The sequence below is a fragment of the Paenibacillus pinisoli genome (genome assembly GCF_003605435.1).
Classification (GTDB): Bacteria; Bacillota; Bacilli; order Paenibacillales; family Paenibacillaceae; genus Pristimantibacillus; species Pristimantibacillus pinisoli.
This window is the reverse complement of record NZ_QXQB01000003.1, coordinates 265,687-292,156: the sequence shown is the minus strand read 5'-3', so window position 1 is coordinate 292,156 and position 26,470 is coordinate 265,687. Positions and strand designations below refer to the sequence as shown.

Annotated in this window: 19 protein-coding genes; 15 read left to right on the top strand and 4 right to left on the bottom strand. The window is 53.9% G+C overall.

The genetic code is table 11. From position 1 onward, the window contains the following. Positions 1-135: 135 nt before the first annotated feature. From D3P09_RS14830 to D3P09_RS14800, 7 genes are all read left to right on the top strand, one after another. Positions 136-1,113: a helix-turn-helix transcriptional regulator gene (locus tag D3P09_RS14830; RefSeq protein ID WP_120111467.1), complete on the top strand. Its 978-nt coding sequence runs from the start codon at positions 136-138 to the stop codon at positions 1,111-1,113. Between the two features lie 55 nt (positions 1,114-1,168). Next, entirely contained in the window at positions 1,169-2,407 is a 1,239-nt protein-coding gene (locus D3P09_RS14825; RefSeq protein ID WP_120111464.1) for an aminopeptidase, read from the top strand. A gap of 52 nt (positions 2,408-2,459) precedes the next feature. Beyond that, a complete protein-coding gene (locus D3P09_RS14820) occupies positions 2,460-4,433 on the top strand; it encodes a dihydroorotate dehydrogenase (RefSeq protein WP_120111461.1) in 1,974 nt (657 codons plus the stop codon). Between the two features lie 128 nt (positions 4,434-4,561). After that, positions 4,562-5,620: a Delta(5) desaturase DesA gene (desA, locus tag D3P09_RS14815; protein ID WP_120111458.1), complete on the top strand. Its 1,059-nt coding sequence runs from the start codon at positions 4,562-4,564 to the stop codon at positions 5,618-5,620. A 66-nt stretch (positions 5,621-5,686) separates the two neighbouring features. Continuing rightward, positions 5,687-6,823: a sensor histidine kinase gene (locus D3P09_RS14810; protein WP_120111456.1), complete on the top strand. Its 1,137-nt coding sequence runs from the start codon at positions 5,687-5,689 to the stop codon at positions 6,821-6,823. Next, positions 6,820-7,422, top strand: a complete 603-nt coding sequence (locus D3P09_RS14805; protein WP_120111453.1) for a response regulator transcription factor — start codon at positions 6,820-6,822, stop codon at positions 7,420-7,422. Before D3P09_RS14810 ends, D3P09_RS14805 begins: the two co-directional genes overlap by 4 nt. Before the next feature lie 285 nt (positions 7,423-7,707). After that, the gene (locus D3P09_RS14800; RefSeq protein WP_120111451.1) at positions 7,708-9,180 is read left to right on the top strand and encodes an ABC transporter substrate-binding protein; all 1,473 of its coding nucleotides are present in this window, start codon (positions 7,708-7,710) and stop codon (positions 9,178-9,180) included. A 65-nt stretch (positions 9,181-9,245) separates the two neighbouring features. Here D3P09_RS14800 and D3P09_RS14795 read toward each other — a convergent pair whose 3' ends face one another. Beyond that, positions 9,246-10,733, bottom strand: a complete 1,488-nt coding sequence (locus D3P09_RS14795) for an ABC transporter substrate-binding protein (protein ID WP_120111449.1) — start codon at positions 10,731-10,733, stop codon at positions 9,246-9,248. Positions 10,734-10,985: 252 nt separating this feature from the next. Between D3P09_RS14795 and D3P09_RS14790 the strand changes: the two genes are divergently transcribed. From D3P09_RS14790 to D3P09_RS14755, 8 genes are all read left to right on the top strand, one after another. Next, a complete protein-coding gene (locus tag D3P09_RS14790) occupies positions 10,986-12,800 on the top strand; it encodes a cache domain-containing sensor histidine kinase (protein ID WP_120111446.1) in 1,815 nt (604 codons plus the stop codon). Positions 12,801-12,819: 19 nt separating this feature from the next. Then, positions 12,820-13,611, top strand: a complete 792-nt coding sequence (locus tag D3P09_RS14785) for a response regulator (protein WP_120111443.1) — start codon at positions 12,820-12,822, stop codon at positions 13,609-13,611. Positions 13,612-13,761: 150 nt separating this feature from the next. Beyond that, complete coding sequence (locus D3P09_RS14780; protein WP_120112473.1) at positions 13,762-15,108, top strand: ABC transporter substrate-binding protein; 1,347 nt, start codon at positions 13,762-13,764, stop codon at positions 15,106-15,108. Between the two features lie 135 nt (positions 15,109-15,243). Then, positions 15,244-15,771: a GNAT family N-acetyltransferase gene (locus D3P09_RS14775; protein ID WP_120111441.1), complete on the top strand. Its 528-nt coding sequence runs from the start codon at positions 15,244-15,246 to the stop codon at positions 15,769-15,771. A gap of 221 nt (positions 15,772-15,992) precedes the next feature. Next, a complete protein-coding gene (locus D3P09_RS14770) occupies positions 15,993-16,535 on the top strand; it encodes a GNAT family N-acetyltransferase (RefSeq protein ID WP_120111438.1) in 543 nt (180 codons plus the stop codon). A gap of 1,264 nt (positions 16,536-17,799) precedes the next feature. Further along, positions 17,800-18,684: a carbohydrate ABC transporter permease gene (locus tag D3P09_RS14765; RefSeq protein WP_120111435.1), complete on the top strand. Its 885-nt coding sequence runs from the start codon at positions 17,800-17,802 to the stop codon at positions 18,682-18,684. 132 nt (positions 18,685-18,816) lie between these two features. Next, a complete protein-coding gene (locus tag D3P09_RS14760; protein ID WP_243644257.1) occupies positions 18,817-19,602 on the top strand; it encodes a carbohydrate ABC transporter permease in 786 nt (261 codons plus the stop codon). A 7-nt stretch (positions 19,603-19,609) separates the two neighbouring features. Next, positions 19,610-21,862: an FAD-dependent oxidoreductase gene (locus D3P09_RS14755; RefSeq protein WP_120111430.1), complete on the top strand. Its 2,253-nt coding sequence runs from the start codon at positions 19,610-19,612 to the stop codon at positions 21,860-21,862. 78 nt (positions 21,863-21,940) lie between these two features. Here D3P09_RS14755 and D3P09_RS14750 read toward each other — a convergent pair whose 3' ends face one another. From D3P09_RS14750 to D3P09_RS14740, 3 genes are all read right to left on the bottom strand, one after another. Beyond that, entirely contained in the window at positions 21,941-22,807 is an 867-nt protein-coding gene (locus D3P09_RS14750) for an alpha/beta hydrolase (protein WP_120111427.1), read from the bottom strand. Positions 22,808-22,984: 177 nt separating this feature from the next. Continuing rightward, positions 22,985-23,953 carry an acetylxylan esterase gene (locus D3P09_RS14745; protein ID WP_120111425.1) on the bottom strand — a complete coding sequence of 323 codons (969 nt, stop codon included), beginning with the start codon at positions 23,951-23,953 and terminating at the stop codon, positions 22,985-22,987. A gap of 142 nt (positions 23,954-24,095) precedes the next feature. Beyond that, positions 24,096-26,468, bottom strand: coding sequence for a beta-propeller domain-containing protein (locus D3P09_RS14740; RefSeq protein WP_120111422.1), 2,373 nt, complete (start codon positions 26,466-26,468; stop codon positions 24,096-24,098). Positions 26,469-26,470: the final 2 nt, after the last annotated feature.

Sequence of the window (26,470 nt, the reverse complement as noted above, 5' to 3'; positions counted from 1 at the left end):
TTGTCCAGCTCCTTCGCTCTCAATATAGTATCCGCATGCTTCTCTTTAAGCATAGCGGCTGTATACGACATCCCTTGTCATATAAACATGATAAAATAAAAGCAGACGACAATCATTGGACAGAGGGTGAAGAGGATGCGTGCAGGAAGGCTGGTTTCTATTGTATTGCTGCTGCAGTCCGAGGGGAAGCTGACATCGAAGCAGCTTGCGGAACGGCTGGAGGTCACTGAGCGGACCGTTCTGCGTGATATGGAGGAGCTGAGCAGCGCGGGCGTGCCCGTGTATGCGGAGCGCGGTCCGCAAGGAGGCTGGCTGCTGACGCCAGGATATCGGGCTAGCCTGACAGGTCTGCATGCGGATGAGCTTACGGCTTTGCTGCTGTCCAGCCAAGGGGAAGCGCTTGGCGATCTGGGGCAGCGGCAATCGCTGGAGGCGGGGCTTCGGAAGCTGCTGGCGGCGACGACAGATGCGGCGAGGCAGAATGCCGAACTGGTCCGCAGCAAGATTCATATCGACGGAGCGGGCTGGCATGCGGAGAAATTCGGCAAGGTGCAGCATCCGCTCTTGCCGGTTGTGCAGGAAGCGGTCTGGGAAGAACGGGAACTGCATATCGCCTATGAGCGCGAAGGTGCAGTATATGAACGCATGATCAGGCCGCTGGGATTGGTGGCGAAGCGGAATGTCTGGTACGTCGCAGCCTTGACGGAAGAGGATGAGATCAGAACCTTCCGCGTATCGAGGCTTCGGTCTGCAGAGCTGCTGCCAGGCGGATTCCGCCCGCCGGAAGGCTTCATTCTCGCGGAATATTGGGAGCGCTCCTTGGCGGAATTCAAGGACCAGCTGCCGCGTTATCCGGCATTGGTCAGGATGAAGCGCAGCCTTCTTCGCCAGTTGAATTCAGAGAGGTATGTCCTGTCTGTTCATCAAGAAGAGGATGGCACTGCAGGCGGAGAATGGGTGAGGGCCCGAGTCGAATTCGAGACGCTGGAGTCGGCTTGCCAGATTATGATTAGCTACGGAGCGGGCATGGAAGCGCTGGAGCCGTCCGCGCTAAGAAAGATGATCATGGATGAAATCGAGGCGCTCCGAGTGGTATACTGGAATCGTGCATAAATTAAGGATAGGCGCATGCCGAATCCATTATTTTGTTGATAGAGGAGATGTACATATGAGCACAAATATGGAGCAGTACTTTGAGAAATATGCCGAGCTGATCGTTCGCACCGGCGTTAACATTCAGCAGGGGCAAGAGGTATACATTAACGGCGCCTCCATCGAGATCGCGCCGCTTGTGCGGCTTGTGGCTGCGAAGGCTTATGAAGCGGGAGCTTCCAATGTCCATGTGGAATGGGCGGATGACCAGCTGTCCCGTCTGAAATACGAGAAAGCTGCGGACGATGTGTTCAGCAACTTCCCGGAGTGGGAGACAGCGAAGCGCAATGACTTCGTGAATCGCGGAGCGGCGTTCATCTCGATCACGGCTTCCAGCCCTGATCTGCTTAAAGGCATTCCGTCGGAGCGCATCTCCGCATTCCAGAAGGCATCCGGCCAAGGCCTGCGTGAATTCCGCAGAGCGATTCAATCGGATAAAGTAAGCTGGACGGTCGTAGCTGCGGCAGGCGCGGAATGGGCCAAAAAAGTATTCCCTGACGTATCTGAAAGCGAAGCGGTGGATTTGCTCTGGAAAGCGATTTTCGATTCCGTCCGTCTGCATGATGCCGATCCGGTGCAAGCATGGGTGAAGCATAACGATACACTGCATCAGAAGGCCGAGACGCTGAACGCGCACCGCTTCCAGAAGCTTCATTACACAGCGCCTGGCACGGACCTGACAATCGAGCTGCATGAGAAGCATATCTGGGTAGCGGCAGGCAGCACGAACGAGAAGGGCTTCTCCTTCATGGCGAATATGCCGACGGAGGAAGTATTTACTGTTCCTGTGAAGACAGGCACGAACGGATATGTATCCAGCACGAAGCCGCTTAGCTATGGCGGCAACATTATCGACCGCTTCAAGCTGACGTTCGAGAACGGACGCGTCGTGAAGGTGGAGGCAGAGGAAGGGGAAGAGATTCTGCAGAAGCTGGTTGATGTGGACGATGGCGCCAAATATTTGGGCGAGGTAGCTTTGGTGCCTCACGAGTCCCCTATCTCCCAGTCCGGCATCCTGTTCTACAATACGCTCTTCGACGAAAATGCGTCCAACCACTTGGCCATCGGCAGCGGCTATGCGTTCAACGTAGAAGGCGGCAAGACGATGTCGCCGGAGGAGCTTGAAGCTCATGGCGTCAACTCCAGCATTACGCATAACGACTTTATGATCGGCTCTGCCGAGATGGATATCGACGGCATTCAGGCTGACGGCACAGTCGTACCGGTCTTCCGCAAGGGAGCTTGGGCAATCTAATAAGCTTGCCGAAGATTAAAGGCAAAGCTTAGGGAAGGGGAGAGCTGCACGCATGCCGGATTGGTCTTATCAAACCATATTCCGACCGCTGTTGTCCCGGCTGCCGTCTCGCGTCAGCCGGTCATTCACGCTAGGGGCGATGGGGATGATCAGCCGCCTGCCCGGCGGCTCGTTCGTCATCCGGACGCTTGGCCATATGGAGCTGTCCCCGATATTGAAGCGTCAAGCGGCAGGCTTGACGCTTCTTTCGCCTATCGGCGTATCGGGCGGCGTTGATCCTTCGGGTGCGGCACATAAGGCGCTTGCGCAGTTCGGGCCCGGCTTTATGGAGCTGGGACCTGTAACGGTCGACGCGATTCGAAGCGATGATCCGATAAGGAATGATCTCAGAGGCGAGATGATCTATTATCCCGACTACTTCGAAAATGACGGACTCACCGCAATCGCCGGGCGGATATCGCGCAAGGGGCATGGGCTGCCCCAATTCGCGCGCCTGGCTCCGATGCCGGATGCATCGCCGGTTGAGGCGCTGGATCAAATTAGACGGATGATAGAGACGCTGGGCGAGGCAGGAGCGGCCGGATTTTATCTCGATATCGCTTCAGGCAATCAGCCGTGGGAGCATGTATTGCAGATAGGGAAGGGCCTGGCAGGCCTAAGCATGCCTGCAGGACTGCCGCTGTATGTATACGTCCCTCTGTCGCTGCCCGATGACCGGCTGAGCGAATGGCTGGATTGCACCATAGATATAGAGTGGCAAGGCGCTGTCATCGGGGAAGCTTGGCTGGATCATATTATCCCAGCGGACAGCCAGATAGCGAGGGCGGGAGTGCGGAACGGCAGTCCTCCCAGGCTGGCTGCCGTAGGCAAGACGGGCCTGGAGGCATCGCTGGGCAAGACGGTGCTGCTTCGCGAGCGGATGGGGGATGGCTTTATCATCAAAGCCGGCGGAGGCGTTCATGAGCCGCTGGATGCGCTGCGGCTGCTGGAGGCAGGAGCGGACCTGATCATGCTGCATAGCGGACTTGTTCATTCCGGCCCTGGCTTGCCGAAGCGGATTAACGAAGCGGTCATCTATGAGACGGTTCGCAAGGAACCGCCGCCCGAGCCGATTTCCTTCTGGCGCAATTGGGGGTGGATGTGCTTGCTTGGGATTGGCATGATTATTGGCGGGCTGCTGGCCTGGTGGATCGGGGCGACAGAGGTGCTGCTCACCTACGATACCCGCTTTCTCGGAATGGCCATCTCAGATATTCATCATGTGAACCATCATCTGCTCCACTTTATGTCCCATGACCGGATTACGCTGGCAGGGACGATGATCTCGATTGGCATTATCTACTATCAGCTTGCGAGGCATGGCTTGCGTTATGGCCAGCACTGGGCGCGTACGGCTATCGTATCCTCTTGCATAGTGGGCTTCTCCAGCTTTTTTCTCTACCTGGGCTACGGTTATTTCGACCCGCTCCATGCGCTAGCTGCTGCCGTGCTGCTGCCCATGTTCATCTTCTCGCTAAGAGGTCATACGGACAGGCCGAATCTGAAGCCGGTCAATCTGCGTAATGACCGGGCGTGGAAGCTGGCGATGTGGGGACAGCTTTGCTTCGTTGCTTTAGGCTTTGCGCTTGCAGCCGGCGGCATCGCAATTGCCGGTGTCGGCGTAACGAATGTATTCGTGAAGGCGGATCTGGCTTTCCTCGGCACGACGCCGGATCAGCTGAATGCTGTGAATCCGAAGCTGATCTCGCTGATCGCCCATGACCGTGCGGGCTTCGGGGGAGCGCTGCTCTGCGATGCCATTGCCATACTCATCATTGCCTTATGGGGAATCGGCCAAGGCGAGCGCTGGTTATGGTGGACGCTCTTAATCGGAGGAGCGCCTGGATTCTATGCCGGACTGTCGGTTCATTTCGGAATTGGCTACGTTGATTTCATGCATCTTCTTCCCGCATTTGTGGCGGTGTTCTTGTACATAGCAGGCCTTATTCTGTTGTATCCATACATGATGCGCAAGCCGCCTATATGACAAATGTCATATAGGCGACTTGACGTTTATGACTAGGAGCCGGTATGCGCTTCCCCTACAATAGAGGAAGTAAGAGCCGGAGAAGGCAGTTCCTCCCGCTCATTTGGATATTCGAGGAGGACGTCAACATGGCTGATCATCACAAGCAATTGCAATTAAAGAAAAGCGTAGCGCCATACGAGCGTACCGAGCTTTCTGTAAGCATAAGACAATTGTTTAATACGCTGCTCCCGCTGGTTGCCTTATGGTACGCCGCTTATTGGAGCTTGTCCATATCCTATTGGCTGACGCTGGCTTTTGGCGTAGCCACTTCGTTTTTTGTTATTCGAACATTCATCATCTTCCATGACTGCTGCCATGGCTCATTCTTCAAGAGCAAGCGTGCCAACGATATCATGGGGATTATTACGGGTGTCATCACGATGGTGCCTTATCAGCAATGGAAAAATTCGCATGCTATTCACCATGCGACAAGCAGCAATCTCGACAAGCGTGGAGTCGGCGATCTGTGGATCTTGACCGTGGAGGAATACGCGTCGTCATCCAAGCTGCAGAAGCTGGCTTACCGGCTGTACCGCAATCCGTTCATCATGTTCGGTCTGGGCCCGATTTACGTGTTTCTGTTCCAGTACCGCTTCAACCGCAAGGGTGCAAGGCGCAAGGAGCGCATGAATACTTACTTGATGAACGCTCTGATCGTAGTGACATACGCGCTGCTTACTTGGGCGATCGGCTGGGAAGCGATGCTGCTTGTGCAAGGACCGGTCTTCTATCTGTCCGGCGTGCTGGGCGTATGGCTGTTCTATGTACAGCATCAATTCGAGGACTCGTACTTCGAGAATGAGGAAGAATGGAGCTATGTGAAAGCTGCGGTAGACGGCAGCTCGTACTACAAGCTGCCGAAGCTGTTCCAGTGGCTGACCGGCAATATCGGCTTCCACCATGTGCACCATCTGAGCCCGAAAGTTCCGAACTATTATCTGGAGTCGGCGCATGACGCTGTGCCGCCCCTTCATAAAGCAACAACGATTACGATTCTCCAAAGCCTGGAGTCGCTCAAGTTCCGGCTGTGGGACGAGGAGAGCAAGCGATTCGTCAGCTTCCGCGCGGTGAAGGATCGCCTGCGCAATCTGGCATCGCCAGGCCGGACAGCGGCAGCGGCAGGCAATCCCCGCAAGGCAAGCTGATGCGGAGTATGCTACAATAATGGCAAAGACAGGCGGCATGAGCCGCAGGGCAGAGGGTGAGCGCAGATGAACAAGTGGTACCAAATCTTTCACCGCAATACAGGACTGAGCCCGTACGTATGGGTCGTCTTCTGCATCTTGCCGTTCTACTTTATATTCCGATCGTCATCCACGCCGGAGGTTGTATCCGGCATTGTCATGATCATTTTATTTTTTGTTTGCTACCGGCTGTCCTTTGTCTCCAAAGGATGGCTTGTCTATTTCTGGACAAGTGTGCAAATCCTTATTTCTATAGCGATGACGCTTCTGTTCAGCTATGTGTACTTTTCGATCTTTCTCGCTTTTTTTATCGGCAATATTCAGAACCGCGCAGGGTTCTTTACTTTATACGCGATTCATCTGGCAAGTACGTTTATCACGGTCAATTATGGCTTTGCGACTCAAAATCAGCTGTTCTTCACGCAATTTCCGTTTATTCTGATCAGCTTGATCGTCGTCATCCTGCTGCCGTTCAATACGTATAGCCAGAAGAAGCAAGGCCAGCTGGAAGGCCAGCTGGAGGACGCCAACAAAAGGATTGCAGAGCTGGTGAAGCAGGAGGAACGCCAGCGGATTGCGCGCGATCTGCATGATACGCTGGGCCAGAAGCTGTCGCTCATCGGACTTAAGAGCGATCTGGCGGGCAAGCTGATTCATAAGAATCCGTCCCGGGCCCAGGCCGAGATACGCGACGTGCAGCAGACGGCGCGTACGGCGCTTAAGGAAGTGCGCGAGATGGTTACTCAGATGAGAGGAGCCCGCCTCGATGAAGAGATGCACCGGGTTACCCAAATATTGAGCGCCGCTGATATCGAGCTGCTCGTAGAAGGAGATTACCGGTTGAATGATACGAATCTGCTGACGGAGAATGTGCTGAGCATGTGCCTGAAGGAAGCAGTCACCAATGTCGTAAAGCACAGCAAGGCGAAGCGGTGCATGATCGCCTTCATATCGACGCCTACCGACTTTACGGTGATGGTGTCAGATGACGGCATAGGCATGACCGTGCGGCCGGGGTACTATCGGGGCAACGGGCTGCGCGGCATGAAGGAGCGGCTGGAATTCGTGAACGGCAGCATGAGCATAAGGTCGGACAGCGGGACCGAGCTTCATATTACAGTGCCGCATGTGGTGAAGCGGCCAACGAAGGAGGCGGGCGAATGATTACCATAGTCATAGCGGAGGATCAGCGGATGCTGCTCGGCGCGCTTGCTTCGCTTCTGGATCTGGAAGACGACATGAAGGTAGTAGGCCGCGCTTCGAATGGCGAAGAGGCGATTACGCTGGTGAAGCGGCATAAACCGGATATTTGCATTATGGATATCGAGATGCCGCTGAAGAGCGGGTTGGAAGCGGCGGAAGAGATGAGAGGCACGTGCAAGGTCATCATCCTGACGACCTTCGCGAGGGCGGGTTACTTCGAGCGGGCGATCAAGGCGGGCGTCAGCGGTTATCTGCTGAAGGACAGTCCCAGCGAGGAGCTTGCCAGCTCCATCCGAAGCGTCATATCCGGCCGGAGAGTCTACGCATCCGAGCTGATGGACGAGGCATACGGCGGCGGCTCCGACAATCCTCTGACGGAGCGGGAGAAGGAAGTGCTGGGGCTGGTGGCCGACGGCAAAAATACGAAGGAAATCGCAAGCGAGCTTTTTCTGACAACAGGGACGGTACGCAATTACATCTCCGTCATTCTGGATAAGCTGGGCGTGAGCAATCGGATCGAAGCCATTACGAGATTCAAGGAGAAGGGCTGGTTCAAGTGACCGGCTCTTTTTTCTATGATTAGGCAGTCCACTTCTTAAGAAAGTTTAAGAAAATATTTACAACATTTTTACAACATGTTTACAACTAAAAAAGGATTTCCGATTATAGTTAAGAGGGGGAAAAACCCCTTCTATACTAAGCGGGACAAGGGCAAAATCGCAACTATGAAAAAAAATTTTAAATTATCATGGCATCTGCAACATTTTTGACCCTAAGAACGTATAGTCTATGGTACATATTGGGTTTCATGGGAGTCAGTAAAAAGACGGGGAGAGGAAAAAGAAATGAAAAATTGGTTCAAAAAAGCGGCTTCCGTCGTGCTCGTAACGACGCTTCTGGCGGGCTGCAGCTTTGGCGGCAAAGAGGACAGCTCTGCTACGCCGCAGGCGCTGAAGGTCATGTATTACGATGAGGGCGGCTTCTTCCAGGAGTACGGCATGCTGTTCAGCACACTGTATCCGGAGATTGAAATTACGGTTGTCTCGACTCAGAGCATCTACCGCAGCAATTCTGGCGAGAATGGCGAAGAGGTCGACTATGAGAAGGCTAAGCAGGATCTGATCGATAAAGAAAAGCCGGACATCGTCATGCTTGATATGACAGAGTACGAGAAGATGGCGCAGGAAGGCAAGTTCATCGATCTCGAATCTTATATTGCCAAGGACAAGTTCGACACGGCCGGTCTAGTGCCGGGCATGATTGATTATATGAAACAAATGGGCGGAGGCCAGCTGTACGGACTGCCTTCCGGCTTCAGCAGCCAAGTGTTGTTCTACAACAAAGCGCTGTTCGATAAATTCAATATTTCTTACCCGACGGATAACATGACCTGGAACGAGGTTATTCAGCTGGCGAGACAGTTCCCGACCGACGGTGAGAAGGAAGACCGTATCTATGGCCTCAAAGCCGGCTACAACAGCAGCCTGAGCGGCCTCGCCCAAATGATTGCGAGCGCCGAAGGACTGAACTATGTCAATCCGGCAACCAAGACGATGACGATCAATTCGGCGGGATGGAAGAATGCGGTACAGACCGCTTATGATGCGATTAAGTCTGAGGCGCTATATTTTGAAGACCAGAACAATATGGGCTGGTCTGGCGACTACAATGATTATTTGCTGCGCAACCCGTTCACAAGCAACCGGGCGGCGATGACGATTGACGGCAGCTACTACATCCGCGAGATGAAGGAAGCGATGGAGTACTACAGCAAGGATGAAGGCAAAGTGGTGAAGGATTGGGATATCGTGACCATTCCGGTTAGCCCGCAAATGCCGGATCAAAGCACCAGCGCATGGTATAATAACATTTTTGCCATTACGAAGGATTCGACCAATGCTGACGCGGCGTGGAAGTTCATCTCTTACATCTCCAGCGAAGAGCATGCGCGCGTGAAGTCGAAGCTGACATACAACAACGGATTCTCCATTCATACGAAGTACATCAAGGATGAAGAGGGCCACAATTACGCAGCCTTCTATAAGCTGAAGCCTGCAAAACCTACGATGGACTACAAGGAAATGGAGAAGCTTCCGAAGCAGTTCAGCATGATGTTCTACTCCTACATGGAAGATGAATTCAAAGCTGTTCAAGACGGCAACAAGTCTGCAGACGATGCGCTTGCGGCCTTGCATACGAAAGGCGAGGAACTGCTTGCCCAAGAGTCGATGACGGACGAGGAAATCAACAAGCTGTGGGAAGAACGCTATGCCCAAGAGTCTGGCAGCCCTGCTGTAAACTCTGTTGTTGTAGAATAAAAGCAACGAAAAACGAGACATCCCCTGGCCGGAGGCCAGGGGATGTCTCGTTTGCTATTCGAATCTTAATTTATAGTAACGGTTTCTCCAGCTTCCCCGGCAGCCTCTTGCATTTTCTTCATCATTTCAGCATTTCGCTCTTCCCATAACTTGTTGACCTCTTCATCGGTCATGGATTCCTGAGCAAGCAGCTCTTCGCCCTTCGCCTGGAGGAGCCCAAGCGCATCGTCAACAGATGTATGGCCGTCCTGGATTGCCTTGAATTGCTCTTCCATATCGGCGTAGAATATAACGCCGAATTGCTTCGGGAGCTTCTCCATCTCTATGTAGTTAACCGCAGGCTTGACTGGCTTCAGCTTGTAGAAGGCTGCAAAGTTGCGTCCTTCTTCATCCTTGATGTACTTCGTATGGATCGGGAAGCCATTGTTGAAAGCCACCTTCGACTTGACGCGCGCATGTTCTTCGCCGGAGATGTAGGAGATCAGCTTCCACGCCGCGTCAGCGTTCGGAGCATCCTTGGAAATAGCGAAGATGTTGCTGTACCATGTGCCCGAGCTCTGATCCGGCATTTGCGGACTGACCGGGATCGTCACAATATCCCAATCCTTCGCGACTTTGCCTTCTTCATTGCTGTAGTAATTTGCTGCCTCTTTAAGCTCACGGATCAAATAGCTGTAATCGAGCGACATCGCGATACGATTGCCGGTGAACGGGTTATTTAATAAGTATTCATTTCTGCCTGAGTAGCTCATATGATTTCTCGACTCAAAATATAATGCATCCGACTTAATGGCGTCGTGGGCAGTCTGAACTGCGTTCTTCCATCCCGCCGAATTGATCGTCATCGTCTTGGTTGCAGGGTTGACGTAGCTCAGCCCTTCAGAGCCGGCAATCATCTGCGACAGCTCGTTCAGGCTGCCGCTGTAGCCGGCCTTCAGGCCGTAGATTCGCTCATCCTTCTCGCCGTCGGTCGGGAATTGTCTGGCCAATTGAATGACTTCATTCCACGTCATGCTATCCGTCGGATAAGGAATATTGAATTTGTCGAACAGCCCTTTGTTGTAGAACAAGACTTGGCTGTTGAAGCCGGAAGGCAGACCATACAGCTGGCCGCCGCCAATTTCTTTCATGAAGTCAATGAGGCCGGGCACAATGCCGGACGTATCGAATTTATCTTTTGCAATAAAAGGCTCAAGGTCGATGAACTTGCCTTCTTGCGCCATCGTTTCGTATTCGCTGGAATTAAGCATCAGAATGTCGGGCTTTTCTTTCTCAATCAGTTCCTGCTTCGCCTTTTCGTAATCGAATTCTTCGCCGTCCTCGCCTGAATTGCCGCGATAGAGATTTCCTGTCGAGACAACGGATATCTCGATCTCCGGATAGGCGGTGCTGAACAGCATGCCGTAGTCCCGGTAGAAGCCGTCCTCATTGTGATACATGACCTTCAGCGCCTGCGGCGCAGCGGGTTCCTCCTCGTTGCCGCCAAAGCTGCAGCCTGCCAATAGCGAAGTTGCGACCGCGATTGCTGCCCCTTTTTTAAACCAGTTTTTCATTGTGTTCTCCTTTCGAATTTACTCTTTGATTCCATCTAATCCAATAAGTTACATCATTAATACGTTTTTGGATTGAATTGAGTTGCATATTTTGTCAAAAGGCAGTCCGCAATAGAACAAATCTACACATGCAGATTTCGGAATGCAGCCGGGAGGCAACAATTCGATGCATTTCTTGGAGGGAAGCCGAACTTGGACACGAGGGTGCTATAATGAAGGAGCTTACGATTATGACTTAAAGGAGCTGCTCGCATGAAGAGTTGGGGAAGATGGCTGCTGCCTTCCAAGCTGAAGCACCGGATCTTCGTCGCGTTTGTGCTGCTCATTTTGCTGCCGTTCGGCTTGCTGAATTTTTACAACTATCATCGGATTGAAGATTTGATGCAGGAGAAGATTAGCGAACAGAGCCATGACCAGCTTGAAAATCTGCATAGCCAGCTCCTGGACCAAATGAGCATAGCCTTCAAAACTCTTATATTTCTGGAGCAGGATTCTACCGTCAAGGATGTGCTGAAGCATCCGGAGTCCAGAGATGTGCTGGATAATAAGGACTTGATGGAAGAGAAGTTCAAAAACCTGAATAATAGCTTCTTCCTCTATAATCCGTCTGTCTATTTCTCGCTGCTCGATTTGCGCGGGCATGTCTATACATCCTATCAGCCCAAGAAGTCGCTGAATTATGAGGAGCTCGGGGGCAATCCATGGTTCGAGCTGGCAGAGAAGGATACGGTTCCGTACCGCTGGGTGCCGAATGAGGAGAACTACGTGTTCCGCGATGTCTCGACCAGCCCCTATCTGCTGTCGCTGTATGCGATATTGCGGGAGCGGGACGGGACGCCGTACGGCAAAGCCCGGGTAAGCATCGATTACTCTTACTGGTTCCAATCGACTGTGTCGGGGTCGGGACTGGATCAGGATTATTTCATAGTGACGCAGGAAGGGGAGACGGTGGCGCGTTCCGTGCGCGATGCGGCGCTTCCCGACACCGTGATGGAACGCATTACGGGCAATCGGGATGACGGTTATTTTATCGATGCGGATACGGACAGCCTGATCAACTATAGCTATATGGATTCGGTAGATTGGTACATGATTAACCGGATACCGCTGTCGCTGCTGTTCGGCGAGCTGGATGAGCTCAAGAATAAATACTTTATGACGTTCTTTTTGCTGACAGCCGCTTTTATCGCTATGACCTTCCTGATTACTCATGCCTTTGTCAGGCCGCTGACCCATTTGCAGCACAAGATGAAGGATGCCGTCGCCAAAAACTTCAAAATCCGTCTTCCGGAACGAAAATATGCCGGTGAGGTGCTTGATCTGACACGTACATTCAACGGGATGCTTGGCGATATGGACCGGATGATCGGGGAGCTGCGCGCGGAGCAGAGACAGAAGGATGCCGTCCGGTTCCAGATGCTGCTGGCGCAGATGAATCCGCACTTCCTGCTTAATACGCTCAACACGATGAAGTGGATTGCGCTGCGCCATGAGCAGAAGGATATTGCCGATATGTGCGTATCGCTTGGCAAACTGCTGGAGACTAGCCTGAATGCGGAAGTGGATTTGATCCATCTGCGGAACGAGCTGGAGCTGATCGAGGCGTTCGTCTACATCCAGCAAGTGCGCCATAATTATCGTTTCGATGTCCGCTATGATTATGATGATAGCTTGCATTATGCGCTGGTGCCGAAGCTCAGCCTGCAGCCCTTGGTGGAGAATGCGATCCAGCACGGCGTATCGGCATTGCCGGAGGGAGGGCGTATTCGAATCCGGATTCGGATGCTGCCTGAGCGGAATGCGCTGGAGCTTGAAGTGGAGGACAACGGCATCGGCATTCAGCAGTCGTTGATGAGCAAGCGGCACCGTACTCGGCCGGGTATCGGGCTGACGAATGTGCGGGAGAGGCTTCGGCTGCTTTATAAGGAAGAGGGGGAGCTGGAGACTGTAGAGCTGGAGCAGGGAACGCTGGTACGCATGACGATTCCGTATCTGCTCTCGGAGCCGTTCAAGCTGGGGGATGAGCCGTCTTTGCCGCTGGCTGAAGGGAATAAGCTTAACGCTTAGCAGAAGGAGGGGACGAGAGATGTGGAAGGTGCTGCTGGTAGAGGATGAGTTTTTTGTGCGGGAGTCGGTGAAGGAGCTGATTCGCTGGGAGGAGCTTGGATTCGAGCTTATCGGAGAAGCAGGGGATGGGGTTGAAGCGCTGGAGAAAATGAAGGCGGATGCGCCCGATCTGGTGCTGACCGATATCGTTATGCCCCGCATGGACGGTATCCAGCTGCTGAAGGAAGCGAAGGAAGCGGGGATGCGGAGCAAGTTCATTATGCTGACGTGCATGGGCGAGTTCGAATATATCCGGCAAGCCATGGAATACGGAGCGTCCAACTATATCCTGAAGCTGTCTATGAGCGTGAATGACCTGCGGGAGACGCTGATGAAGATGAACAAGGAGCTGACGGCTTTGCTGGGGCAAGAGAAGGGGGCTTCAGCGGCTTCAGCTTCCGGAGGAGCCGAGACCTTGCCGCCGGATCGGACAACGCCCCAGACCGCGCATCCCGAAGTGAACAAAATACTGGACTATATCGAACAAAACTACGCGCAGGATATTACGGTCAAATCGTTGTCGCAATACGTGATGATGGGCGAAAATTATGTTAGTGCCCTGTTCAAGAAAAAGACGAGCCGGAACATTATCCATTACGTCCATGAGGTGCGCGTCAGCCACGCGAAGCGGCTGCTTAAGGAAACGGAGCTTCCGGTCCACGAGATCGGGCTGAGAGTCGGCTTTGCCAACGATAATTATTTTATTAAAATCTTTAAGCGGGATACGGGTATCACCCCGAGCCAATACCGCCATGCCGAGGCGAAGCGATAGAACAAATAGATGATATGCGGCTAAAAGAAAGCGCTTAATTAAGTGATTTTGTTCCATGAAGAAAACAGAATTGTTACTTATGAGGGCTGCCCGCGGCTTGCTATTCTGGTCATGCAGGATACTGCGATTACTTCCAAGGGGGATAACCGAATGAAGAATAGGAAGTGGCTTACGTTATCAGTCATGCTGGTCGTTGTGCTCAGTCTGCTGGCAGGCTGTGCGGGCAATAAAGGGGGCAATAGCGCTCCGGTCAATGAAGGAAGCAAGCCGCAGGAGAGTTCGAACACAGGCGGCGGCGACGCCAAGCCGGTCAAGCTGAAGATGTGGGGAGGCGTGCCGCCGGAGTCCGGTCCGCAGGCTGTGGTGGATGCTTGGAATAAAGAAAACCCGAATATCCAGGTGGAGTATGTGCGGTTCGTCAATGACGACGACGGCAACCTGAAGCTGGATACGGCTCTGCTCACCGGCCAGGATGTGGATCTGTACGTCAACTACTCGCTGACACAGGTGGAGAAGAGAATTGCCTCCAATGTTGCGCTTGATCTGAGCGGATTCTCCGATTACAACATTGACGAGAAGATGGGCGCTGATGCAGCCGCATGGAAGGTGAACGACAAATACTACGGAATCCCAACGAAGAAAAACGTCTTCTTCGTAGCTTTGAACAAGGATGCGCTTGATAAAGCGGGGCTTGCGGTGCCGAAGGAATGGACCTGGAATGAGATGCGCGAGTATGCGAAGACGCTTAAGGCGGACTTCAATTACGGCTTGGTTCAGCACACGGAGCCGCTGATCGATCCGGTGGATTCGGGACTGGTGAAAGCCGGATATACGAAGGAAGACGGCAGCTCCAATCTGGAGAATCCGGTAGTGAAGCAGTGGCTGGAGACGATGAACGGCATGATGCGCGAAGATAAGACGACTCCGCTGCTCGGCGAGCAGCTGACTTCGAAGATGCCGGTGGAAAATGTATTCCTTGGCGGCGAAGCGGCGATGCTCAATATCGGCGAATGGCTGATACGCAGCTCGAACAATACAACGGATTTCCCTCGCGATTTCAAAATTGCATTTGCGCCAGTGCCGCGCCTGTCCGATTCAGGGGCTGACTTCGTCACTCGCGGCGGACTAGGCGACTTTATCTCGATTAACGCCAAGTCGAAAAACCAGGAAGCGGCATGGGAGTTTCTGAAATGGTACGCTGACGGCGGCATGGCGCCGATGGCAGCGGGCGGACGCTTGCCGGCATCAAAGGATGTGGACCAGGAGACGGCTTTGACAAGCCTGCTTGGCGACAAGGCGGATACGTATGATGTAGATTCACTGCGCTATGTATTGTACGAAGACAAGACGCCTACATTCGTGCGCAGCGTGCCGCAGGAGGTCATGGATTTGCGCGCGCAGGAGTACGAGAAGTATTTCCTCGGGAACCAGACAGCCGATGAGACGCTGGCTCGCATGGCGCAGCGCCATAATGATTATTTGAAGCAGCAGAAGTAAGTTATAGTTAAGAAAAGCCGTTCCTGGGTTCTGGATGAACCTGGGGACGGCTTTATTGATGTTGCATTGTTGCAGCCGCCTCGATATAATAGTGTCCATTATCTTGATGCTGGAAATGGAAAAGAGGGATGCCGCATGGGCAATCTGAGACTGGTGGAGCCGTCTATGGCTTATCGTGAAGCTTATTTGGATTTTTACGAAGACTGGATGACGGAGGGTGCCGATGCCGTCGTGCCTTGGGTGGCGGCTCAAGATCCGCAGGACTTCGAAGCTTATTTGGCATTCTTGAGCTCGGCGGACAGCGAGGAGAAGTTGAAGGATGACGCCTTTGTGCCGCATTCGACGTACTGGCTGATCAACGAGGATGAGGAAGTGGTTGGGGCGGTCAATATTCGCCATCGGCTTAATAGGAAGCTGCTGGAGAGCGGCGGGCATATCGGCTATGGCATTCGTCCTTCGCGCCGCGGCAGAGGATACGCTTCGGTACAGCTTGCGGAAGCGCTGAAGATTACGAAAGCGATGGGACTGAGCCGTGTGCTGATCGTCTGCGATGACGACAACACGGCTTCGGAGCGGACGATCCGCGGAGCAGGAGGCGTGCTGGATTCCCTTTTTACGACGGATAACGGCGAAGTGCTGAAGCGGTTTTGGGTTGAGATATAAGGGGAAGCAGTGCTGGCATTCTCATGACATTCATCTTCGCAGAGCCACGGAGTACTGCGCATTCTCATAACAGTCATTTTCGCTGAGCCACGGAGTGCTGCGGATTCTCATAACAGTCATTTTCGCTGAGCCACGCAGTGCTGCGCATTCTCATAACAGTCATTTTCGCTGAGCCACGCAGTGCTGCTTGAACGAAAACAGATTAGAGGAGGCGGTGTGACATGCAGTTGGAGACGGAACGATTGTGCTTAAGGGAGTTTACGCATGAGGATCATGAAGCCGTGCATGAATATGCGTCAGACCCTGAGGTGACGACCCATACGATCTGGGGGCCGAACTCGGCGGCGGACACGGTAGACTTCATTGTGCATATGCTTCGCATGCAGGCGCAGCTGCCGAGAGAAGCGTACGAGCTTGCTGTCGTGCTGAAGGAAAGCGGCAAGCTGATCGGCGGTGCGGGATTATACGCCTTACCTTCGTCACAGGGCGAGATCGGCTATTGCTTTAACCGGCGGTATTGGGGCAAGGGCTATGCGACGGAAGCTGCAGGCGCTCTGATGCGGTACGGCTTCCGGGAGCTAGGCCTTCACCGCATCTATGCAACCTGCCGCCCCGGGAACCTCGGCTCCGCCACCGTGATGCGCAAGCTTGGCATGACCTATGAGGGTCATATGCGGGAGCATATGTTCCATAAGGGCAAATGGCATGACTCTCACCAGTACTCCATTCTGGAGCATGAGTATGAGAAGCTGCATCAGGCGTAGATTTTGGTGTGTGGTGGCGCATTGCGGCGAGCTTCGGCAAGCCTCGGGAATTTGGACGGGGTAGTCGGGTTGAGCAAGGATAGGCTAGGATAGGCGTACGGTAGAGCAAGGTTAGGATAGGCGTACTGTAGAGCAAGGATAGGTGGGCTTGGCGTACGATAGAATAGAGGGTTTGCAGAAGCAGGGACATTCGTTGAAGACGAGTGTCTCTTTTTTTGTTGATTAGGGGGCGGAGCGGTTCAAGCCTAGGAGTGCTTGGAGAGCGAGATTGGGTGGAATGCGCGCTGTAGCGGTGCTAGGAAAGCTTAGAGAGCGGGAATGGCACGGAAAGGTGTTGTAGCGGTGTCAGGAGTGCTTGGAGAGCGGGAATGGCGCGGAAATGCGCTGTAGCGTTGCTAGGAACGCTTGGAGAGCGAGAATGGTGCGGAAATGTGTTGTAGCGGTGTCAGGAGTGCTTGGAGCGCGGGAATGGCGCGGAAATGTGTTGTAGCGGTGTCAGGAGTGCTTGGAGAGCGAGAATGGTGCGGAAATGTGTTGTAGCGGTGTCAGGAGTGCTTGGAGCGCGGGAATGGCACGGAAATGCGCTGTAGCGTTGCTAGGAACGCTTGGAGAGCGAGAATGGTGCGGAAATGTGTTGTAGCGGTGCCAGGAACGCTTGGAGCGCGGGAATGGCACGGAAATGCGCTGTAGCGTTGCTAGGAACGCTTGGAGAGCGAGAATGGTGCGGAAATGTGTTGTAGCGGTGCCAGGAACGCTTGGAGCGCGGGAATGGCGCGGAAATGTGGTGTAGCGGTGTCAGGAGTGCTTGGAGCGCGGAAATGGTGCGGAAATGTGTTGTAGCGTTGCTAGGAGTGCTTGGAGAGCAAGAATGGCGCGGAAATGTGATGTAGCGGTTTCAGGAACGCTTGGAGAGCGGGAATGGCGCGGAAATGCGATGTAGCGTTGCTAGGAACGCTTGGAGAGCGGGAGTGGTGCGGAAATGCGTTGTAGCGTTGCTAGGAGTGCTTGGAGAGTGGGAGTGACGCAGAAATGTGATGTAGCGGTGTCAGGAGTGCTTGGAGAGCGAGAATGGCGCGGAAATGCGATGTAGCGGTGCCAGCGCCGCACATATAGAACAAATCTACGATTACGGCTGGCGGGGAGGGCGGCGAAAAAGCGTTATTTTGTAATACGAAAGCGGTGGATATGTTCCTTATAAGCCTTGTTCCTCCTTGGTAAGATGGGGTCAGCCAAACTTAGTTAGCCTGCCAAGGGGGAAACGCAAATGAAAATGAACAACTGGATGCGGCGCCAGTCCATGCTCGGCTATTTGTTTATCGGGCCGAATATGCTGGGCGTGCTGTTGTTTTTCGTAATTCCGGCGCTTTATTCGTTCTATCTGATGTTCACCGATTACAAGTTCATGAATCCGGAGGTGAGCTTCGTCGGCTTGGACAATATCAAGCGGCTGTTCCAGGACGAGCTGTTCTACCTTTCGCTCAAAAATACGGTCATCTTCCTGCTGTCCGTACCGGTATCCATCGGCTTGGCATTCCTGGTTGCAGTGGTGCTGAACGGCGCTGTTTATATGAAAAAGCTGCTGCGGGCACTCTTCTTCATGCCGTATATTACGAGCGGCGTTGCCATCGCTTTTGTATGGATGCTGCTGTTCCAGCCGCAGCAAGGACCGATTAACGGCTTCCTGCGCGCAATCGGCTTCAGCAATCCGCCGGGCTGGCTGTCGACGACAGAGACATCGATGCTTGCGATTGATATCATATGGATCTGGTTCATGCTCGGTTACAACATGATCATCTATTTGGCGGCGCTTCAGGAGATTTCGAGCGAGCTGCTGGAGGCGGCGCGCATGGACGGAGCGAAGCGCTGGCAGATTATTCGCAGCATCGTCTGGCCGCTCGTCAGTCCGACCACGTTCCTGCTGCTTATTACGGGGCTGATCATGACGATCAAAACTTTCGGCATCATACAGGCAATCACGCAAGGCGGGCCGGGCAACAGTACGACGATTCTGTCGCTGTTCGTCTACCAGAATGCTTTCCGCTACTACGATATGGGCTATGCCGCCACCATCTCTTGGGCGCTGTTCGCGCTTATTCTGGTCATTACGATGATCCAGTGGTGGGGACAGAAGCGCTGGGTTCACTATTAGAAGGAGGATGACTCGATGAAAACAACCACGATTGCAAAAGCATCTCTGCAGCCTCCTTCTCGCGAGCCTGCGCGCAAGCCGGACACCGCCGTCGTCAAGAAGGGGCTGTTCCAATCGGCCGCCACGCTGGTCATGCTGTTTTTTGGCATCCTGATGGTAGTGCCGTTCCTATGGATGATCAGCACCTCGTTCAAGACGCCGGCGGAGGTGTTCCAATATCCGATCAAATGGATCCCCGCGGACCTGCGATGGGATCATCACATTAAGGTGTGGACCGGCGACAACAGCTTCGTGCATTATTACTTGAATTCCTTGAAGGTATCGATTATCAGCACAGCGGGCGCTACGTTTCTGTCTGCTTTTGCCGCATATGGGTTTGCGAGAATTTACTTCAAGGGGCGCAACGCGCTGTTCATGATTTATTTGTCCATGATGATGGTGCCGCCGCAGGTATTGTTCGTTCCCAAGTTTCTGATGTTCGATTGGGCGGGGATTTATAACACGCATTTGGCGCTTATATTGCCGGGACTATTCACGATTTTCGGCGTGTTCATGATGCGCCAGTTTTTCCTGTCGGTGCCTTATGAAATATCGGAGTCGGCGTTTATTGACGGGGCGGGCCACTTTCGCATCTTCTTCCAGCTGGTGCTGCCGCTGGCGAAGCCGGCGCTTGCGACGCTTGCGATTATTGACTTCTCCTGGCACTGGAATGACTACGAGAATGCGCTGGTGTTCCTGATTGACGACAGTCTCTATACGGTGCCGCTCGGACTCCAAAATTTTATTCTGGAAAATACGGTTGACTACAACGGCATGATGGCAGCGGCGACGGCGGGGATTATTCCGATGATTATCGTGTTTTTGCTTGGGCAGCGGTTTATTGTGCAGGGCATATCCAATACAGCGGTGAAGGGATGACGACAAGATGAGACTGGAAGAGGTACGGAAGGATGTAATCGTAATAGGCGGCGGACTTGCGGGGGTGTGCGCGGCTGTGGCGGCGGCGAGAAACGGAAGCTCGGTTGCGCTCATCAACAACCGTCCGGTGCTTGGAGGGAACTCCAGCAGCGAGGTGCGTGTATGGGTGTGCGGGGCGACCAAGCATGGGGTGAATCGCTATGCCCGGGAGACGGGGATTATGGGCGAAATGTTCGTGGAGAACCAATACCGCAATCCGGATGGCAATCCGTATATTTGGGACTTGGTCGTGCTGGAGACCGTAAAGGCGGAGCCGAATATCGAGCTGTTCCTGAACACCGATGTGCATGAAGTGGAGGCGGAGGGAGACGAGCAGGAGCGCCGCATCCTGTCGGCGACGGGCTGGATGATGGGGTCGGAGCGGCGTATACGCTTTACCGGTGACATGTATCTGGATTGCACGGGAGACGGGCTTGTCGGGTTTCTGGCAGGGGCCAAGTACCGGATTGGCCGGGAAGCGCGGCATGAATACAACGAGATATGGGCTCCCGAGCAGGGGGATGATGTGACGCTGGGCAGTACGATCCTGTTCTATACAAAGGATGCGGGCCATCCGGTCAAGTTTGTGCCGCCGAGCTTCGCGAAGGATATTGCTGCGACGTCGATTCCGATGAAGCGGGTCATCCGCAGCGGCGATTCCGGCTGCCATTATTGGTGGATCGAGTGGGGCGGCGAACTGGATACCGTCCATGAGAATGAGCGCATTCGGGATGAGCTGTGGGCGGTTATTTATGGCGTCTGGGATTATATCAAAAACTCGGGCAAATTCGATGCAGATACGATGACGCTGGAGTGGGTCGGCTCCATTCCGGGCAAAAGGGAGTTTCGACGCTTCGTGGGCGATTACGTGCTCACCCAAAACGATATTATCGCCCAAGAGCCGTTCCATGACCGGATCGGCTTCGGCGGCTGGTCCATCGATCTGCATCCGCCCCAGGGCATGTATGCCACGGAAAGCGGCTCGAAGAACATGCATCCCGACGGCGTCTACTCCATTCCGTTCCGCTCGCTGTATTCGGTGAACGTCGGCAACCTGCTGTTCGCTGGTCGGAATATCAGCGCAACCCATGTTGCGTTTGGCACAACACGCGTCATGGCGACATGTGCCGTCATGGGCGAAGCAGCCGGCACGGCGGCTTCGCTATGCGGCAAGCTTGGAGCCTCGCCGCGCGAGCTCTACAGCGAGCACTTGGAGACGCTGCAGCGGACGCTGCTTCGCCAGGACGCATCCATCGTGGGCCTCTCGCTGCCGGATCGCCTGGACTTGGCGCAGAGCGCCCAAGCCAGCAGTTCCTCGGCGCTCGTACGCTTCTCCCTTGAAGAGAGCAGCGGCGAAACCTGCAGACTGGAGCATGAAGCCGGACTGCTTCTGCCGGTCGGGCGCGAGCTTCGCATGCTGGAGCTGCTCGCAGATGCAGAGGAGGATACGACCCTGAGGGTGGAGCTGTATGATACGGGCAGACCGGATAATTACATCCCGGGAAGCGTGCGGGCAGCGGTAGAGATTCGCCTGCGGCAAGGGATGCGTCAATGGGTAAGCGTGCCGCTTGCATGGCAGCCTGAGAAGCCTCAGAATGCATTCGTCGTCATCTCGCAAAACGAAGCCGTCAGTCTGCATCTATCCGCCCGCCCGCTCTCCGGAGTTCTGGCGTTCGAGAAGCGGCCCGCGCCGAATGCGGCGCGAGAGCTGGAGGATCTGGACCCGACACAGCCGGTGCTGGAATGGAGTATGAAACGGCTTGTACGGCGGCCGTTCTGCTTCCGAAGCGATGCGGCGGCAGGCGTATACGAGCCGGCGAAAGCGCTGGACGGCTACTTGCGCCCATATAGCGGGCCTAATATGTGGATGTCCGGCTCCAGACGGAACGATGCAGCGCCATGGCTGCAGCTCGATTGGCAGGAGCCTGTCGAGATTGGAAGCATACAGCTGATCTGGAATGATGACGTGAACGAAGATTTGATTAACCTGCATCATCATCGCACAGATTTCGAAGTGATCCCGGAGCTGGCCAAGGATTACCGGATTGAAGCGCTGGCGGAAGGGACGTGGAAGCCGCTCTTCGAGATTCACGGCAACCGCAAGCGCCGCAATGAGCTGAAGCTGGACGCTCCTCTGCCGGTTCAAGCGCTGCGGGTTACCGTATTGTCGACGAACGGCTCAGAGCACGCGGAGCTGATCAGCATACGGGTATATCGCTAGCGAGAGAGAACGGGCAGGAAGGAATGAAGCAGCTTTTACTGCGCCCCAATAGCGGAGTATAAGCTGCTTCATGTTTCTTCAAGAGATTAGAAACTTGCGGATTTCCTTCATATACGGCTTCCGCTCCGTAATGATGCTCAGATGTCCGGCATGCTTGAAGCGCAGGAAGTCGGCTTCCGGGAATTGCGTGCGAACCGCATTTCGTTCTTCCTCCGAGAAGGACGCATCTGCGTGCGAATCGATAATGAGCATGTTGCTCTGGTCGAATGCCGGACTTACTGGCGGGACAGGGTTCGAATCCAGATTCAACATACACCGGTAGATCGCAAGAAGCTCTTGTTTGGATTGATTTTGTATCAGCTCACCAAAATACCACTGCCAGAACGGCGTTTCTTCAGGAGGCATAGAACGGAAGTGCTTCTGGATTTTGTTGCGGGATACGGTAATCAGCATGGAGCGCGGAACCATCTTGATGACGCGCATCAAATTGCGGATACGAACGATACGTTTCAGGCTGGAAGCAGCTGTGGGGTCGGGAGATGCGGTGGTGGTATGGGATAAAATGATTCTGTCGATCCGATGCGGCGCCTTCGATAACAGGGCTTGCGCAACAAGTCCGCCAAAGGATTGGCCCAGCACATGAAACGTATCGATGCCCTCATGCTCCATGATAGCGATTATGCCATCCGCCAGTTCATCCATATGCTCGGCTCTGCCATAATAAGGAGCAATAACGGTGTAGCGGCCCGCCAGCTCCATGAAATGCGCAAAAAACGCTTCGCCGCTGCCCAGACCGCCAGGCAGCAGCAGCAGCGCGGGCTTTCCTTTGCCGCTTATATGATATTTCCATTGCAATCCGTTGCGCGAAATCGTATGTCTGGGGTAGGTTGTTCGGAAAGCAATCAGTTGCTCGAATAGCGGGTGCTCAATAGCGGCTCTCGGCATTTCATCCACCTCGCAAGTCCAAATTGTTTCCTTGAGGAAAAAATATTTACCTCGGTAAAAATGATAGTGGAATAAAGCGTTATTGTCAATGGTTGGAAAAAGAAAACGACAGAAGCGGAATGCAAGCGCAGTCCGTTGCTGTCGTTCGTTGATATAGGATATGGCATCGGCGCAAGCTCAGCTCTGCTGCAAATAATCCATGAACAGCTGGAGTCTTGGCGCGATCGTGCCTGGAATCGTCTCATGGCCGAAGTAGCGGTATACCGCGATATCCTTCTGGCATTCCATATGGTTATAGACGGCGAATACGGTGGAAGGCGGCGTAATATCATCGACCAGACCAATCGTAAGCCAGGAGTAGCACTGAATGCGCGGCGCGAGATTGACCAGGTCGAAGTAGGAAAGCGTACGCAGCGCATTCGCCTCAATCTCCGGGCTGCCGGAGTGGCGGCGGAAATATTCGTTCAGCTCGCCGTATGGCCCGCGCGGCGCAAGATCAATCGCGCGCTGGAAGTCGGACAGATACGGGTAGTCCGCCACCGCTAGCTTGGGCTTGTCTGACAAAGCAGCTGCCGCTAGAGTCAGGGCGCCGCCTTGGCTGCCGCCCGTTACGGCAATGCGCTCGCTGTCTACCTCAGGCATAGCGGCCAGAACGTCAATGGCGCGTACCGCGTCCATATAGACGGCTCTGTAGTAATATTCGTTTTTGTCCTGAATCCCCTTTGCCATCCAGCCTGCCACATGCCCGTTCGAGGACACGACATTGTCGATGCTCAGCCCATGCTGGCCGCGGCATACCATCTTCATGACCGCGTAGCCTTTCAGTGCCAGATTGACCGTATCATGAATATCGCTGTCCACGCACCAATTATAGCCGTGGTAGAATACGATTCCCGGCAGAGGATCCGCTTGCTCGGGCAAAGCCAGCAAGCCTTCGATCGTCGCATGATTGAATCCGGCATATAGGACGCGGTACACTTTGATTCCTTTGACAGGATAGGATAACTCCGTGCGTTCGTAGTGAAGAGGGACCTCCGCAAGCTTCTCCAGAGTCGTGTTCCAGAAGTCGTCGAAGTCGTTTTGTCTGGTTGGCAGCGGCTTATAAGTGCGAAGCTGTTCCAAAGGCAAGTCATAAGGCTGTGGCATGTCGAAATTCCTCCTCGGGTTAGCATAGCTTCTGTTGCATCATGGTTATCGGTCAATAGTATACCAGATTAAAGCGGGATGTCGCGCAAATCGAAAAATAGTGAAGGAGGACAGCTTATCGCTGGCCTCCTTCCTGCCGCACCTATGGATATAGAAGCGCTCCGCGTTCCTTAAGATCGCTTAGGCTGTTCGCTTTCAGCATGGCATCCGATAACGTATACAGCGTATCTCCCGCATACATGATCCGCCTAACCGCCTTGGATGGGTTGTAGCCATACATGCCGCTCTTTAGCATATCCTCATCCGACAGATGCGTAATTCTCTCTCTCAGCCGGAAACCCTTCTCCAGATCAAGGCTGTACACGTAAGCGCCCTGATAGGCAAATTGGCCGTAGGAGAATAGGTCTGTATTTCCTTTGTCCCCGATTTCATAGAGCGTGACAGGGAAGGCCAAGAGACCCTTCTCTCTGGAAAACAACAGCGCCTTGTAGTCGTCCAGCAGCTCTGAGTGAGTGCCGGTGTCTCCGATGATTTCCTTGAATTTTTCCTTTGGACGGCTGACATCGCTGACATCGAACAGTGCGACCTTCATTCCTGTGGCGATTGCTCTCGTATCATTTGATCCGTGGCTTTTGATTTCCGTTGTGTCCTTGCCGAAGCCGATCAGATGATTCTCGTCATAAGGATGCAAATAATCGCTGTATCCCGGAATCTTAAGCTGGCCAAGAATTTTGGGCTGCTGCGGGTTGCTCAGGTCAATGGCAAAGAGGGGATCGACTTTGCGGAAGGTGACCATATAGGCGCGTTTGCCCATGAAGCGCACCGAATACATCTTCTCGCCCGGCGCTATGCCATCCAGCTTCCCGACGATCCGAAGCTTCTCGTCCATAATGTAGATTTGGCTCGATTCCCCTGGATGGTCAGACGTAAGATCGCCATTGGTCAAGGCTACGCGGAAGTAGCCTTCATGCTCATTCATCGAGAACGGATCGGTAACGAGGCCGGGAACGCTGCCTTCGCCCATATAGAGCACGCTGCCATAATCCAGCCGGAATTTGTGGAACTTCGTAATGAATTCAAATGCGCCGCCCTTTGCCTTATAGATCACCTGCGACACATAGAGATGCCGCTGGGATACAAAAATTCTGTCGCTGGACCCCAGGTAGGCCGATACTTGAAGCAGCCCTTCCGGCTGCCCGAGATCGATAGACCCGATAAGCAGCAAAGAATAATCAATGATGTCAGGGAAGTAACGAACATCGTCAAGCGATAAGCTCTGCGGCTTATCGGATATGGCTGTATCGGTATAGCCGGTCTGAAAGGAAGCAGCCAGCTCATTGAAGTTAGTCGACTGCCCGGTTATGGCATCCAGATGAAGCCCTTTGGATTTGGCATATAACGAATAATTGCGATAGGGCTTATTCGTAATGATGTATAACGCGTCGCCGATCTTGCGGGAGGACAGATAAGTGCCTTCTTGCTCCAGCGTGCGTTGCAGCTTCGGCTGGCCATTGCTTTGCAGGTCATAGATATAAGATCTTACCGATTGCTTAAGCTGTGACGGAGGCAATAACGGCATGCTGCCGCTGTCAGGCAGAACGGCGATTGCCGCGTTCTGCGGCTGGACCGTATCCGTGTCAGTGCCATAGTCTGTCGAATGTCCGATTACGATTAGACGCGTGCCGTCTACATACAGCTGCTCGGGCTGGAAGCGTTCTGCCGATTCGTATGTTAGTACACTGGCGAGACGCGGTTTGTCAGGGTTGGAGATATCCGTAATGACGACGCGGGCGCCGCTGATCTGATAGATGAACCGGCCATCGGTCTTGGCCCAGTCGGCTTCGTCAACGCCGCTGACTTGAATGTTCGTCTGTGAATGATCACCGGCGCCAGGAGATCCGCCCTCCCCGGCAGCTTCGGCCTGCGGCGAATTGGAGCTGTCGACAGCTATCTCGTCCCTGCCTGAAAACCCGGGCAGCGAGATCTTGGCTCTGTCATCGGTGGGAGCCGACTTCAGAAGCTCGATAAGCTTCTCCTGCGATCTAATCGCCGGGAGCTCGAGCGGCTTGTCGATATGGGCGGTACGAGTCAAGCTGTCCCATGTCACAACGGTTCCGAGCGCTTCGGATATCGCCCGGAGCGGGACCAACGTGATGCTGTTCACGGTACGCGGGGCTGTGGCAAGCGCGATGGTTCTGCCTTGCGCCAGCATCTCCTTCGAGCCGATCGTAAGCTGCGCTTCCCGCTCTCCTTTGGTCAAGAGTATAGTCCGTACTCCGTTTTTCTTGTCATAGGTGACCACCGCCCCCAATGCTTCGGCAATTTCCCGTACAGGCACGAGGGTAGAGCCCTGTTCAATATAAGCGGACGACCCCAGCGGCAGTTCCTTTCCTTCCAATTCGATGCGAATCGGCTTCTGCGAAGCTTGGGCTTCGCTAGTTGCCGACCATGGAAGCGAAGAAGGAAGACATAACGCAATCGCCAGGCAAGCCGCCAATAAGGCAGTTCGCTTCATGA

What these genes read in the sequence shown, in the direction of transcription:
- D3P09_RS14830 (WP_120111467.1), top strand. Translation starts at nt 136, where the DNA reads ATGCGTGCAGGAAGGCTGGTTTCTATTGTATTGCTGCTGCAGTCCGAG.
- D3P09_RS14825 (WP_120111464.1), top strand. Translation starts at nt 1,169, where the DNA reads ATGAGCACAAATATGGAGCAGTACTTTGAGAAATATGCCGAGCTGATC.
- D3P09_RS14820 (WP_120111461.1), top strand. Translation starts at nt 2,460, where the DNA reads ATGCCGGATTGGTCTTATCAAACCATATTCCGACCGCTGTTGTCCCGG.
- desA (WP_120111458.1), top strand. Translation starts at nt 4,562, where the DNA reads ATGGCTGATCATCACAAGCAATTGCAATTAAAGAAAAGCGTAGCGCCA.
- D3P09_RS14810 (WP_120111456.1), top strand. Translation starts at nt 5,687, where the DNA reads ATGAACAAGTGGTACCAAATCTTTCACCGCAATACAGGACTGAGCCCG.
- D3P09_RS14805 (WP_120111453.1), top strand. Translation starts at nt 6,820, where the DNA reads ATGATTACCATAGTCATAGCGGAGGATCAGCGGATGCTGCTCGGCGCG.
- D3P09_RS14800 (WP_120111451.1), top strand. Translation starts at nt 7,708, where the DNA reads ATGAAAAATTGGTTCAAAAAAGCGGCTTCCGTCGTGCTCGTAACGACG.
- D3P09_RS14795 (WP_120111449.1), bottom strand. Translation starts at nt 10,733, where the DNA reads ATGAAAAACTGGTTTAAAAAAGGGGCAGCAATCGCGGTCGCAACTTCG.
- D3P09_RS14790 (WP_120111446.1), top strand. Translation starts at nt 10,986, where the DNA reads ATGAAGAGTTGGGGAAGATGGCTGCTGCCTTCCAAGCTGAAGCACCGG.
- D3P09_RS14785 (WP_120111443.1), top strand. Translation starts at nt 12,820, where the DNA reads ATGTGGAAGGTGCTGCTGGTAGAGGATGAGTTTTTTGTGCGGGAGTCG.
- D3P09_RS14780 (WP_120112473.1), top strand. Translation starts at nt 13,762, where the DNA reads ATGAAGAATAGGAAGTGGCTTACGTTATCAGTCATGCTGGTCGTTGTG.
- D3P09_RS14775 (WP_120111441.1), top strand. Translation starts at nt 15,244, where the DNA reads ATGGGCAATCTGAGACTGGTGGAGCCGTCTATGGCTTATCGTGAAGCT.
- D3P09_RS14770 (WP_120111438.1), top strand. Translation starts at nt 15,993, where the DNA reads ATGCAGTTGGAGACGGAACGATTGTGCTTAAGGGAGTTTACGCATGAG.
- D3P09_RS14765 (WP_120111435.1), top strand. Translation starts at nt 17,800, where the DNA reads ATGAAAATGAACAACTGGATGCGGCGCCAGTCCATGCTCGGCTATTTG.
- D3P09_RS14760 (WP_243644257.1), top strand. Translation starts at nt 18,817, where the DNA reads ATGCTGTTTTTTGGCATCCTGATGGTAGTGCCGTTCCTATGGATGATC.
- D3P09_RS14755 (WP_120111430.1), top strand. Translation starts at nt 19,610, where the DNA reads ATGAGACTGGAAGAGGTACGGAAGGATGTAATCGTAATAGGCGGCGGA.
- D3P09_RS14750 (WP_120111427.1), bottom strand. Translation starts at nt 22,807, where the DNA reads ATGCCGAGAGCCGCTATTGAGCACCCGCTATTCGAGCAACTGATTGCT.
- D3P09_RS14745 (WP_120111425.1), bottom strand. Translation starts at nt 23,953, where the DNA reads ATGCCACAGCCTTATGACTTGCCTTTGGAACAGCTTCGCACTTATAAG.
- D3P09_RS14740 (WP_120111422.1), bottom strand. Translation starts at nt 26,468, where the DNA reads ATGAAGCGAACTGCCTTATTGGCGGCTTGCCTGGCGATTGCGTTATGT.